Origin of the sequence: Halomonas sp. M4R1S46 (genome assembly GCF_025725685.1) — a bacterium.
Classification (GTDB): Bacteria; Pseudomonadota; Gammaproteobacteria; order Pseudomonadales; family Halomonadaceae; genus Halomonas.
Window position 1 is genome coordinate 2,804,244 of sequence record NZ_CP107008.1, and the last position, 11,943, is coordinate 2,816,186.

At 66.2% G+C, this 11,943-nt stretch carries 11 protein-coding genes; 2 read left to right on the forward strand and 9 right to left on the reverse strand.

Annotation, left to right across the window (positions count from 1 at the left end; translation table 11 throughout):
• Positions 1-21: 21 nt before the first annotated feature.
• From OCT48_RS13145 to xsc, 3 genes are all read right to left on the reverse strand, one after another.
• A complete protein-coding gene (locus tag OCT48_RS13145; RefSeq protein ID WP_263589583.1) occupies positions 22-771 on the reverse strand; it encodes a sulfite exporter TauE/SafE family protein in 750 nt (249 codons plus the stop codon).
• A gap of 6 nt (positions 772-777) precedes the next feature.
• The gene (pta, locus tag OCT48_RS13150; protein ID WP_263589584.1) at positions 778-1,797 is read right to left on the reverse strand and encodes a phosphate acetyltransferase; all 1,020 of its coding nucleotides are present in this window, start codon (positions 1,795-1,797) and stop codon (positions 778-780) included.
• A gap of 94 nt (positions 1,798-1,891) precedes the next feature.
• Positions 1,892-3,712, reverse strand: coding sequence for a sulfoacetaldehyde acetyltransferase (xsc, locus tag OCT48_RS13155; protein WP_263589578.1), 1,821 nt, complete (start codon positions 3,710-3,712; stop codon positions 1,892-1,894).
• 194 nt (positions 3,713-3,906) lie between these two features.
• Here xsc and OCT48_RS13160 point away from each other — a divergent pair, with 194 nt between their 5' ends.
• Together OCT48_RS13160 and OCT48_RS13165 are read left to right on the forward strand one after the other, a co-directional pair.
• Positions 3,907-4,728, forward strand: coding sequence for an IclR family transcriptional regulator (locus tag OCT48_RS13160; protein ID WP_263589585.1), 822 nt, complete (start codon positions 3,907-3,909; stop codon positions 4,726-4,728).
• A 186-nt stretch (positions 4,729-4,914) separates the two neighbouring features.
• The gene (locus OCT48_RS13165; RefSeq protein ID WP_263589586.1) at positions 4,915-6,057 is read left to right on the forward strand and encodes an aminotransferase class V-fold PLP-dependent enzyme; all 1,143 of its coding nucleotides are present in this window, start codon (positions 4,915-4,917) and stop codon (positions 6,055-6,057) included.
• 79 nt (positions 6,058-6,136) lie between these two features.
• Here the strand turns inward: OCT48_RS13165 and OCT48_RS13170 are convergent, their stop codons facing one another.
• From OCT48_RS13170 to cyoA, 6 genes are all read right to left on the reverse strand, one after another.
• Complete coding sequence (locus tag OCT48_RS13170; RefSeq protein WP_263589587.1) at positions 6,137-6,745, reverse strand: Yip1 family protein; 609 nt, start codon at positions 6,743-6,745, stop codon at positions 6,137-6,139.
• A 109-nt stretch (positions 6,746-6,854) separates the two neighbouring features.
• A complete protein-coding gene (gene cyoE / locus OCT48_RS13175) occupies positions 6,855-7,802 on the reverse strand; it encodes a heme o synthase (protein WP_263589588.1) in 948 nt (315 codons plus the stop codon).
• Positions 7,760-8,086 (reverse strand): cytochrome o ubiquinol oxidase subunit IV, encoded by a 327-nt coding sequence (gene cyoD / locus OCT48_RS13180; RefSeq protein WP_263589589.1) that lies wholly within the window; start codon positions 8,084-8,086, stop codon positions 7,760-7,762. Before cyoD ends, cyoE begins: the two co-directional genes overlap by 43 nt.
• A 1-nt stretch (position 8,087) precedes the next feature.
• Positions 8,088-8,711: a cytochrome o ubiquinol oxidase subunit III gene (cyoC, locus tag OCT48_RS13185; protein WP_263589590.1), complete on the reverse strand. Its 624-nt coding sequence runs from the start codon at positions 8,709-8,711 to the stop codon at positions 8,088-8,090.
• Between the two features lie 2 nt (positions 8,712-8,713).
• Positions 8,714-10,732, reverse strand: coding sequence for a cytochrome o ubiquinol oxidase subunit I (gene cyoB, locus OCT48_RS13190; RefSeq protein ID WP_263589591.1), 2,019 nt, complete (start codon positions 10,730-10,732; stop codon positions 8,714-8,716).
• Between the two features lie 3 nt (positions 10,733-10,735).
• A complete protein-coding gene (gene cyoA / locus OCT48_RS13195) occupies positions 10,736-11,710 on the reverse strand; it encodes a ubiquinol oxidase subunit II (RefSeq protein ID WP_263589592.1) in 975 nt (324 codons plus the stop codon).
• Positions 11,711-11,943: the final 233 nt, after the last annotated feature.

Here is an 11,943-nt window from a genome sequence, read left to right on the forward strand (position 1 = left end):
ACCGCCGGTGAGGGGGCGCGCTCAGCTCAACTCCGAGAGGATCAGCCCGCCCCCGATCAGCATCAGGGTGGCGAAGGCCAGGCGGCGCATGGCGAGCGGGGAGAGCGGGGGCGGCCAGCGCCGCCCCGCGTAAGTGGCCAGGGCCACCACCGGAATGGCCCAGGCGGTGAGGGTGAGGATCTCGAGATCCAGTTGCCCGCGCAGGGCGACGAACAGGGTGCGCATGCCCGAGGTGGCGGCGAACAGCAGGATCAGCATGTTGCGGATCGCCACCAGCGGCATCGGCTGGCGATAGCACTGGTAGATCACCGGCGGCCCGGCGATCCCGAACAGCCCGCCGCATAGCCCCGACAACACGCCGCTGGCGAAGAAGCTCGCTGGCGAGGAGAGGGTCGTCCGCTGGCGGGGGCGCAGCACCAGGCTAAGCCCCCCATAGAGGACCACCACGCCCAGGGCGATGCGCACCAGGCTGGCGGCGCTGCCGCTGAGCATATCGAGCAGCAACACGCCGAGCACGATCGCCGGCAGGATGCCGGCGATCGTGGCCAGGGTCACCCGCCGGTCGAGATGGGCGAGCTTGCCCGGCAGGGCCACCGCGCTGTTGGCCAGCGTCATCAGGCTCACCACCGCGGCCACCGAGGCCACCGGGGCGATGGCCAGCCCACTGGTCGCGCCCATCACGATCATCCCCAGCCCGAAGCCGGTCACGGTCTGGAAGTAGCCGGCCAGGGCGGCGATGGCCAGGAAGGCCAGGGGAACTTCGAGGCTCATGGGTGATCAGCCGGCAGCGTCCCGCGCCTCGGCGGCCTGGGCCTGTACCGTGGTCACGGCGATGACGTGATAGATGTCGTCGACGCCGCAGCCCCGGGACAGGTCGTTGGCGGGCTTGTCCAGCCCCTGCAGCAGCGGACCGATGGCCTCGGCGCCGCCGATCCGCTCGGCCAGCTTGTAGCCGATGTTGCCGGCCTCCAGGTCGGGGAAGATCAGCACGTTGGCCTTGCCCTTGACCTTCGAGTCGGGCAGCTTGCGCTCGGCGATCTCCGCCACGATGGCCGCATCGAGCTGGACGTCCTCGTCGATGGCGAGCCCCGGCCGCTGCGCCTTCACGCTGCGGGCCGCCTGGACCACCTTCTCCACGTTGCCGTGCCGGGCACTGCCGCTGGTGGAAAAGGAGAGCATGGCGACACGGGGTGGCTCACCCAGCAGGGCCTCGGCGCTGTCCGCCGCGGCCATGGCGATCTGGGCCAGCTGCTCGGCATCGGGGTCGATGACCAGGCCGCAGTCGGAGAAGATCATGCCGCCCTTGAGGTTGTGGAAGGGCTGACACAGCATCATCAGGAAGAAGCTCGAGACCAGCTGGCTGCCCGGCGCCAGGCCGAGCAGCTGGATGGCGCTTCTCACCACATCGGCGGTGGTGTGCACCGCGCCGGCGACGGACCCGTCGGCATGCCCCTCACGGACCAGCATGTTGGCGAAGCACAGCGGCTCGCGCACCGCCGCCGCGGCCTGTTCCCGGGTCATGCTCTTCTTCTGGCGCAGCGCGAACAGCGCCTCGGCCAGGAGCTCGGCGAGGGGCGAATCGGCCGGGTCGATCAGCTCGATGCGCGACAGGCTCAAGGATTGCGATCTCGCCAGCTCGGCCATCGCTGCCCACTTCCCCACCAGGATGATTTTGGCGATGCCGTCCTCGGCCGCCCTCGCGGCGGCGCGCAGCACCCGCTCGTCCTCGCCTTCGCAGAGCACGATGCGCCGGGGCGAGCGCTGGGCGCGCTCGAGGATCTGATTCAAGGCTTTCATGATGTGGCCTCCCCTCACTGCCGCGCGTCGCGGCAGTCATCAGGCAAAAAAGCCCCCGACATCGTCGGGGGCAACACACTACGACTCAACCGACTCAGACGTAGTCCTGGTACTTCTCCAGCAGGCGCACCGGCGTCTTCAGCGCATCGCGGCGGAAGGGATCGCCCAGCTCGCGGGTACACATGATCTCGAGGATGCAGGTCTTGCCCTCGTTCATCTGCAGGTCCACCGCCTTCTTCAGCGCCGGACCCACGTCCTCCAGGCGGTCCACGGTGATGCCCTCGGCGCCCATCGCCCGGCCGATCTCGGCGAAGCTCTGGTTGTCCAGCTCGCCGGCCACGAAGCGGCGGTTGTAGAACTCCACCTGGTTCTTCTTCTCCGCGCCCCACTGGCGGTTGTGGAACACCACCGCCGTCACCGGGATGTCGTGGCGCACCGCCGTCATGGTCTCCATCAGGCTCATGCCCCAGGCGCCGTCGCCGGCATAGGCGATCGCCGGGCGCTCCGGCGCGGCCACCTTGGCGCCGATGATGGTCGGCAGCGCATAGCCGCAGTTGCCGAAGCTCATCGGCGCGAAGAAGCTGCGCGGCCGATCGAAACGCAGGTAGCTGTGCGCCACGGCGTTGATGTTGCCGATGTCGGTCGAGACCATCACGTCCTCGGGCATGGCCTTCTCCAGCTCGCGCAGCACCTGCCGCGGGTGCAGGTACTCGCCGCCGGAGAACGGCGTCTCGCTGGCGGCCTCGTCGATGGCGTCGAGGCTGAACGGGTCGGTCTCGTGGGTCCATTCGTCGAGCTCGCGCTCCCAGGCCTCTTTCTCGCTGGCGATCCGCTCGGCGCGGCTTCCCTTGGTGGCGTCGCAGACCAGCTCGCGACCCGCCAGGCGCTCGGTGATCGCCTCGGCGGCTTCCCGGGCGTCGCCGCAGATGCCCACCGCGATCTTCTTCACCAGGCCCAGCATCTTGTGATCGGCGTCGACCTGGATGATCTTGGCGTTCTTCGGCCAGTAGTCCAGGCCGTGCTGCGGCAGGGTGCCGAACGGCCCCAGCCGCGTGCCCAGCGCCACCACCACGTCGGCCTGGGCGATCAGCTTCATGCCGGCCTTGGAGCCCTGGTAGCCCAGCGGGCCGCACCACAGCGGGTGGCTGGCCGGGAAGGAGTCGTTGTGCTGGTAGCTGTTGACCACCGGCGCACCCAGCCGCTCGGCCAGCGCCTGGCAGGCGCCAACGCCGTCGGCCATCACCACCCCGCCGCCGGAGACGATCACCGGGAACTCGGCCTCGGCCAGGAGCTCGGCGGCCTCGTTGAGGGTGCGGGTGCCGCCCGGGCCGCGGTCCAGCCGCGCCGGCTGGGGAATCTCCGCCTCGATCTCGCCGTAGAAGTAGTCCCGCGGGATGTTCAGCTGGGTCGGGCCCATCTCCGACATCGCCCGGTCGAAGCAGCGCCCGGTGTACTCGGCCATCCGCGCCGGGTGGGTCACGTGACCCTGGTACTTGGTGAACTCCTGGAACATCGGCAACTGGTGGCACTCCTGGAAGCCGCCCAGGCCGATGCCGGTGGTGCCCGCCTCGGGGGTGACGATGACCACCGGGCTGTGCGCCCAGTAGGCCGCGGCGATGCCGGTCACGCAGTTGGAGATCCCCGGGCCGTTCTGGCCGATCACCGTGCCGTGGCGGCCGGAGACCCGCGCATAGCCGTCGGCCATGTGCGCCGCGCCCTGCTCGTGGACCACCGGGATCAAGCGGATGCCGGCCGGCGCGAAGATGTCCATGGCGTCCATGAAGGCCGAGCCCATGATGCCGAACATGTCGGTGACGCCGTTGGCGACCAGGGTCTCGACGAAGGCCTCCGAGGGCGTCATGGTCTGCTTGCCCTGCACGACCTGGCGGGTGTCTGCGGTGTTGTCGGTGCTCATGGGAACCTCCACGGGAGCGCTTGGATGGATGTTGTTCTCGCGAATCCTGTTTATGGTACGAGAAGTTCCAGAATTTGGAACGCGAGTAAAAAGTAGCGCCACACCCACGCCTCGTCAACACAAATTCCATAAAATGGGACAAATTGATTTCTTTTCAGGAACGAATTATCTTGTCGGCAAAGGGAGAACTGATCATGACCACCAATCGAACCGACATGAGCCGCCTCGAGGGCGATACGCCGGCACAGCGCCTGCTGGCCCTGCTGGAGGTCATCGCGGGGAAGGACCAATTCTTCACACTGCAGGGCATGGTCGACGAAACCGGCCTGCCGAAGCCGACCCTGCACCGCATGCTCCAGCAGCTGGAGTCCTCGGGCATGCTGCAGCGAGAGGCCGATGGCCGGCACTACAGCAAGGGCAGCCGCCTGCGCCGGCTGGCCGAGACACTGCTGCTCAACGACACGATCCAGGGGGCACGCCATGCCGTGCTGACGCAGCTGGTCGACGAGGTCGGCGAGAGCTGCAATATCACGGCACTCTCCGGCGGCGAGGTGCTGTACCTCGACCGGGTGGAGACCTCGGCTCCCCTGCGCTTCTATCTGCACCCCGGCTCCCGGGTACCGGTGCATTGCTCGGCCAGTGGCAAGCTGTTCCTGGCCCAGATGGCGCCCGCCCAGCGCCGGCGGCTGCTGGATCAGATGCCGCTGACGGCGTTCACCCACAACACCCTCACCGACCCGGCGATCCTGGAGGCCGAGATCGAGACCGTGCGTCGCCAGGGGTATGCCTTCGATGATGAGGAATTCCTGCCCGGACTGCTGTGCATCGCCGTGCTGGCGCCCAACCCGGCGGGACCGTCGAACACCGGCCTGGCCATCCAGGCGCCGGTGATGCGGATGAATCGCGACAAGGCGCTGGCCTGCCTGCCGGCCCTGCAACGAGCCGCCGAGGCCATCGCCAACATCAATCGGGAAGCCCTGCCGGAAGCGGCCGATCTCGCCTCGGCGGATCGATGAGGGATCACTGCATGCCTGGCCAGGCCAATGCCGCGGGGCGACCCGACGCCCTGACCAGGACTGGCCATGACGCCGGGCGAGAGCGGCCTACCGAGGGCACGATGCCGCTCGCCCTGGCTTGAGGGGGAGATTGCGCATATCCTCTGAGCCATACGTGATGGCCCGCACCACAACAGGGAGACCGCAATGACCGGACTGTTACCCGATGTCGACCCCGATGGACTGCTCGAGTACTCGGTGGTCTACACGGACCGTTCGCTCAACCACATGTCGAAGAGCTTCCAGGAAGTGATGCGCGACATCTCCGCCACCCTCAAGCAGGTCTACCGCGCCCATTCCGCGGTGATCGTGCCGGGCAGCGGCACCTTCGGCATGGAGGCGGTCGCCCGCCAGTTCGCCACCGACCGACGTTGCCTGGTGATCCGCAACGGCTGGTTCAGCTACCGCTGGAGCCAGATCCTGCAGAAGGGCGACATTCCTTCCGACCTCGGCGTGCGCAAGGCACGCCGGCTGGATGACGACGACCCGACCTCGCCCTTCGCGCCGCCGCCCCTCGAGGAGGTGATCGAGTCGATCCAGGACCAGAAGCCCGACCTGGTCTTCGCCCCCCACGTCGAGACCGCCTCCGGCATACAGCTGCCGGACGACTACCTGCGGCGCATCGCCGAGGCCATCCACGACGAGGGCGGCCTGCTGGTGCTCGACTGCATCGCCTCGGGCACCGTCTGGGTCGACATGCAGGACGTCGGCGTCGACGTGCTGATCAGTGCGCCCCAGAAGGGTTGGAGCGGCTCGCCCTGCTGCGGCATGGTGATGCTCTCGCGCCTGGCCCGGGAGATCATCGACGAGACCGAGAGCTCGAGCTTCGCCTGCGACCTGCGCAAGTGGCTGTCGATCATGGAGACCTACGAGGCCGGCGGCCATGCCTACCATGCCACCATGCCCACCGACGGCCTGCGCCGGCTGCGCGACGTGATGGCCGAGACGGAGGCCTATGGCGTCGACAAGGTCCGCGACGAACAGCTCGAACTGGGGCGCCGCGTCCGCGAGCTGCTCGCCGAGCACGGCTACCGGAGCGTCGCCGCCCCTGGCTATGAGGCGCCCGGCGTGGTGGTCTGCTACACCCAGGATCCCGACATCGCCGTCAAGTTCGCCGCCGCCGGCGTCCAGGTGGCCACCGGCGTGCCGCTGATGTGCGACGAGGGCGACGACTTCCGGACCTTCCGCATCGGCCTGTTCGGCCTCGACAAGCTGCATCATATCGAGCGCAGCCTGGAGCACCTCGAGCGCGCGCTCACGGCGGTCGAGGCCGACCACGAACGGGCCTGAGCACACTCCCCGGCACGACGAAGGGCGGCCATTGGCCGCCCTTCGTGTGTCCAGGTGTAAGACGGGAGGCGCGTTCGCCTCAGGAACCGAGCAGCGAGAGCAGGATCCGCTCCCCGTAGCCCCACAGCAGCACCGTCACCCCGAGCAGGGCCTCCAGCACCAGCACGCCGATGCCGAGCGTGGTACTCGAGACGATGAAGCCTTCCTCGCGACTGATGCCCAGAAAGGCCGGAATCCCCAGGTACAGCAGGTAGGCGGTGTAGCAGAGCCCGATGACGCCGGCCAGCAGGCACAGCCAGATCAGCGGGTAGACCGCCACGATGCCGCTGAGGAACATCGGCGTGGCCACATAGCCGGCGAACACGATGCACTGGCTCTGGCTCGGTGGCTTCGTGAAGCGCTTGGCCATGGCACGGATCACCTTGCCCACCGCATAGACCGCCGCAAGGATCACCAGATAGAAGACGATCCCGGCGCCCAGGGCATCCAGGTAGCCGAGCCGTATCGTGGTCTCGCCCCCCAGCCCCCACCCCACCTGGGTCGTACCGATATAGGAGCAGATGACCGGGATGGCCGCCAGCAACAGCACATGATGCTCGTAGAGATGAGTGAGCGTCTCGCGCTCTTCCTTGATCTGGCGCCACTCGCGCTGCGGGTGGGCCAGCAGTCCCCAGGCATGTGTCAACATCGCGTTACCTCCTGCCGTCGACGGGCCGGGCGGCCCGTCGGTCCATTGTGTCAGGCGACACATGCAGTATAGGCAGGAGGCGGGACGGCATGCCCGCGCCAAGGAACGCTCAGTTCAACGCGGCGGCCCAGAGCGGCGCGGCCGGCGGCAGGCTCGCATCCAGCGACATCATCAGGCTCAGGGCGGTGATGGTCAGGATCGAGAAGCCGAAGACCCGCCGCGCCCAGCGCTCCTCGTCATCGGCGCGATAGCCCTGCAGGGCCAGGTACAGCCAGTAGCCGCCCATGCCCAGGGCCACGGCGAAGTAGCCCGGTCCCGCATAGCCCGCCACGCTCAGCGTCAGGGAGGCCGCCACGAAGGCCAGGATGTAGCCGAGGATATAGTGCTTGGCCGTCTGGATGCCCTTGACCACCGGCAACACCGGGATCGAGGCCGCGCGATAGTCCTTGAGCCGGAAGATGGCGATGGCGTAGGAGTGCGGCATCTGCCACAGGCAGAAGATCACCAGCAGCGTCAGGGCACCGGTATCGAACGTCCCCGTGACCGCGCAGTAGCCCACCACCGGCGGCACCGCCCCGGACAGGCTGCCCACCAGGGTGCCGTAGGCGGAGCGGCGCTTCATGACCAGGCTGTAGGCCCCCACATAGATGGCGAAGCCGAATACCGCCAGCCCCACCGTGAGGCCGTTGGTGAACAGCGCCAGCAAGGCGAAGCCCGCGACCCCGAGCAGGGTCGCGAAGCGCAGCGTGGCGGCCGGCGTGAGCCGGCCCTGGACCAGCGGCCGGTTGCGCGTGCGCGTCATCAGGGCGTCGATGTCCCGGTCGATGACGTTGTTGAAGGCGCATCCGGAGGCGATCACCAGCGCCAGCCCGACCAGGGTCGCCAGCAGCAGCAGCGGGTCCACCTCCCCTCGGGCGGCCAGGAAGAAGCCGCCCAGTACCGAGATGGTGTTGCCACCGATGATTCCCGGCTTGGTGAGGGTGAGGTAGTCCTGGCGCAGGGTCGGCGCCGGAGTCAGCCGATCATCATGTTCAGATGCAGATGATGCATGATCCATAGCGAACCTCCGATGACCAGAACCAGGATCGTCACGGTGAAGACGAATGACATGAAGTTCCAGCCTTCGTCAGCCTTGGTATTCATGTGCATGAACAGCACCAGCTGCACCAGCAGCTGGGCCACGGCCGCCACCACGATGGTGATCACCGTCGCCAGGGTGTCGAGGGCCCCGGTCATCACCACCCCGAAGGGAATGATGGTCAGGACGATGGACAGGATCAGGCCGATCACATAGGACTTGACGCTGCCGTGGCTGTGCTCGCTGTGCGTTTGTCCACTCATATCACAGGACTCCCATCAGGTAGACGAAGGAGAAGACGCAGATCCAGACGATGTCCAGGAAGTGCCAGAACAGGCTCAGGCACATGATCCGCGGGCGCGTGACCTCGGTCAGCCCTTTCTGCTTGACCTGGAGGATCATCACCAGGATCCAGATCAGGCCGAAGGTCACGTGCAGGCCGTGGGTGCCGACCAGGGTGAAGAAGGCCGACAGGAAGCCGCTGCGATCCGGGCCGAACCCTTCATGGATCAGGTGCTGGAACTCGTAGATCTCCATGGCCACGAAGGCGGTGCCCAGGGCGAAGGTGATCCACAGCCAGCGGCCGACCCTGGCCGCCTGGTTGGCGTTCATCGACAGCACGGCCATGCCGTAGGTGAAGCTCGAGAACAGCAGCAGGAAGGTCTCGACGAGGATGAACGGCAGTTCGAAGATCTCGCCCGGGGTCGGGCCCCCGGCCGTGCCCCGCAGGAGCACGGCATAGGTCGCGAACAGGGATCCGAAGATCACCAGGTCGCTCATCAGGTAGACCCAGAACCCGAAGACCTTGGTGCCCGCCGTATCGTGATGATCGTCGTGGTGGTCATGCCCGTGGGCATGACCGTGATTGCTCAGAGTATCGGTAGCCATGATTACGCCTGCACTCCCAGCCGAGTTGAATACGCGAGGTCACCCTTCTGCTTCAGGCGCTGACGGTGCTCGCGCTCGATGCGCTCCACCTCTGCCGCCGGCACGTAGTAGTCGACGTCCTCGTTGAAGACCCGGGCGATGAAGGTCGCGAAGACCCCGAGGCCGCCCACGGCCACCAGCCACCAGATGTGCCACACCAGGGCGAAGCCGGCGATGGTGGCGAACAGCGCCATGACCGGGCCTTCCCAGGTGTTCTTGGGCATGTGGATGTCCTGATAGGGCGGCTCGGACAGCGGCGACTGGCCGCCGTTGGCCTGCTTGACCGTCCAGAAGTCATCGACGCCCTTCACCTCGGGCAGGTGCGCGAAGTTGTAGAACGGCGCCGGCGAGGAGGTCGACCACTCCAGGGTGCGGCCGTCCCAGGGATCGCCGGTGACGTCCTGGTTCTGCTTGCGATCGCGCAGGCTGACGTAGAACTGGATCACGGTACAGGCGATGCCGGCGGCGATGATCAGCGCACCGACCCAGGCGATGACCATCATCGGCTGCCACTCGGGGTTGGCATAGGACTGCATGCGGCGCACGGCACCGAAGAAGCTCAGCACGTAGAGCGGCATGAAGGCCACGTAGAAGCCGATGATCCAGCACCAGAAGGAGCGCTTGCCCCACTTCTCGTCCAGCGTGAAGCCGAAGGCCTTGGGGAACCAGAAGGTCAGGCCCGCCAGCATGCCGAACACCACCCCGCCGATGATGACGTTATGGAAGTGGGCGATGACGAACAGGCTGTTGTGCAGCACGAAGTTCGCCGCCGGCACCGAGAGCATCACACCGGTCATGCCACCGATGGTGAAGGTGATGATGAAGCCGAGGGTCCACAGCACCGGCGAGGTGAATTCCAGCCGGCCGCGGTACATGGTGAACAGCCAGTTGAAGATCTTCACGCCGGTGGGAATGGCGATGATCATCGTCATGATGCCGAAGAAGGCATTGACGTTGGCGCCCGCCCCCATGGTGAAGAAGTGGTGCAGCCAGACGATGAACGACAGGAAGGTGATCGCCACCGTGGCCCAGACCATGGTGTTGTAGCCGAACAGGCGCTTCCTGGCGAAGGTCGCGATGACCTCGGAGAACACGCCGAAGGCCGGGAGGATCAGGATGTACACCTCGGGGTGGCCCCAGGCCCAGATGAGGTTGACGTACATCATCATGTTGCCGCCGAAATCGTTCGTGAAGAAGTGCATCCCCAGGTAACGATCCAGCGTCAGCAGGGCAATCGTCGCCGTCAGAATCGGGAAGGAGGCGATGATCAGGATATTGGCGCACAGCGAGGTCCAGGTGAAGATCGGCATGCGGAACAGCGTCATGCCCTTGGTGCGCATCTTCAGGATGGTGACGAAGAAGTTGATCCCCGTCAGGGTCGTGCCGATCCCCGATATCTGCAACGCCCATATCCAGTAGTCGACCCCGACCCCGGGACTGTATTCGAGTCCCGATAGGGGCGCATAGGCCAGCCAGCCGGTCTTGGCGAACTCGCCCACGAACAGCGAGACGTTGACCAGCACCACGCCGGCGGCAAACAGCCAGAAGCTCAGGTTGTTGAGGAAGGGGAAGGCCACGTCACGCGCGCCGATCTGCAGCGGCACCACCAGGTTCATCAGGCCGATGACCATGGGCATGGCCACGAAGAAGATCATGATCACGCCATGGGCGGTGAAGATCTGGTCGTAGTGCTCCGGCGGCAGGAAGCCCTCGGCCCCGGCCGAGGCCATGGCCAGCTGGCTGCGCATCATGATGGCATCGGCGAAGCCGCGTAGCAGCATCACCAGGGCCACGATGAAGTACATGATGCCGAGCTTCTTGTGGTCGATGGAGGTGATCCACTCCCGCCACAGATAGCCCCACTTGTTGAAGTAGGTGACACCGCCCATCACCGCGAGCCCGCCCAGCACGACGGCCACTAAGGTCGTCATGATGATCGGGTCGTGGGTGGGGATCGCCTCGAGACTGAGTTTTCCTAACATGATTTACTCCGCTCCCTTCGCGCTCAGGGACGCACCGTGAGACTCGGCCGGTTCGCCGTGGCCGCCACCATGGCCACCCGGACGCTGGTCGGCGTAGGCCGCCATGTGTTCGGCGTGTTCGCCACCGGCATGAAAGCTCTTGAGGATGCTCTCGTAGAGAGCCGGGGATACCTCGGAGAAGTACTGGATCTCGTCGTTCTCGCTGGGCGAGGCGAGCGCGTAGTACTCCTCGGGGAAGCTCAGCGACCGGGACGACTCACGCACCTCGGCCACCCAGGCGTCGAAGTCCTCCTCGGAGCCCACGTGGGCATCGAAGGTCATCCCCGAGAAGCCAGCGCCGCTGTAGTTGGTGGAGCGCCCCGGATAGGTGCCCGGCTCGTCGGCGATCAGGTGGACGTCGTTGTCCATACCGGCCATGGCGTAGATCTGGCTGCCCAGGCGCGGAATGAAGAAGGCATTCATCACCGAGCCCGAGGTGACACGGAAACGCACCGGGGTATCCTCGGGGAAGGCCAGCTCGTTGACCGTGGCGATGCCCTGTTCCGGGTAGATGAACAGCCACTTCCAGTCCAGCGAGACCGCCTGGATCTCCATCGGCTCCTGGCCGTCGTCGGCGGCGATGGGCTTGTGCGGGTCGAGGCTGTGGGAGGTGTACCAGGTCAGCAGCGCCAGGAAGGCGATGATCACGCAGGGAATCAGCCAGACCACGGCTTCGATCTTGTTGGAGTGGGCCCAGTCGGGCTGGTAGGTGGCGTCACGATTGCTGCGACGGTAGCGCCAGGCGAACAGCAGGGTCATCACGATGACCGGGACGACGACGATCTGCATCAGACCGAAGGCGGTCAGGATCAGGGTGCGCTGCTCTTCCCCGATCTGTCCCTTGGGATCCAGCAACGCCGAGCTGCAGCCCGCCAGTAGCAAGGGCAGCACCGCCAGCAGCAGGGCGCCGAGCTTGCGCAGGGAGGGGGTTCGACTCATGTTTCGACCTCGTCAGGGGCTTGGTGACAGGCGCATAGCCTATTCATTTTAAGCAAGCTATATGCATGCCCAAGACCTCTCCGGCGCAGGTCGACGCTCACCCTGCCGGGATCATGCGACCGTCGTGGAGAGGGCTCCGGGGCTGACTCACGGCCTCAGGATCGGGACACGTCGAACGGTGTCACGAGCAGGCGGTGGCCGCGAGGCCGGAATTGTGCAAACAGTGAGGGCGA

Excerpts from the sequence above, each read along its gene's own strand:
- OCT48_RS13160 (WP_263589585.1), top strand. The coding sequence starts at position 3,907 with ATGACCACCAATCGAACCGACATGAGCCGCCTCGAGGGCGATACGCCG.
- xsc (WP_263589578.1), bottom strand. The coding sequence starts at position 3,712 with ATGAGCACCGACAACACCGCAGACACCCGCCAGGTCGTGCAGGGCAAG.
- OCT48_RS13145 (WP_263589583.1), bottom strand. The coding sequence starts at position 771 with ATGAGCCTCGAAGTTCCCCTGGCCTTCCTGGCCATCGCCGCCCTGGCC.
- cyoD (WP_263589589.1), bottom strand. The coding sequence starts at position 8,086 with ATGAGTGGACAAACGCACAGCGAGCACAGCCACGGCAGCGTCAAGTCC.
- OCT48_RS13170 (WP_263589587.1), bottom strand. The coding sequence starts at position 6,745 with ATGTTGACACATGCCTGGGGACTGCTGGCCCACCCGCAGCGCGAGTGG.
- cyoE (WP_263589588.1), bottom strand. The coding sequence starts at position 7,802 with ATGGATCATGCATCATCTGCATCTGAACATGATGATCGGCTGACTCCG.
- cyoC (WP_263589590.1), bottom strand. The coding sequence starts at position 8,711 with ATGGCTACCGATACTCTGAGCAATCACGGTCATGCCCACGGGCATGAC.
- cyoA (WP_263589592.1), bottom strand. The coding sequence starts at position 11,710 with ATGAGTCGAACCCCCTCCCTGCGCAAGCTCGGCGCCCTGCTGCTGGCG.
- OCT48_RS13165 (WP_263589586.1), top strand. The coding sequence starts at position 4,915 with ATGACCGGACTGTTACCCGATGTCGACCCCGATGGACTGCTCGAGTAC.
- pta (WP_263589584.1), bottom strand. The coding sequence starts at position 1,797 with ATGAAAGCCTTGAATCAGATCCTCGAGCGCGCCCAGCGCTCGCCCCGG.
- cyoB (WP_263589591.1), bottom strand. The coding sequence starts at position 10,732 with ATGTTAGGAAAACTCAGTCTCGAGGCGATCCCCACCCACGACCCGATC.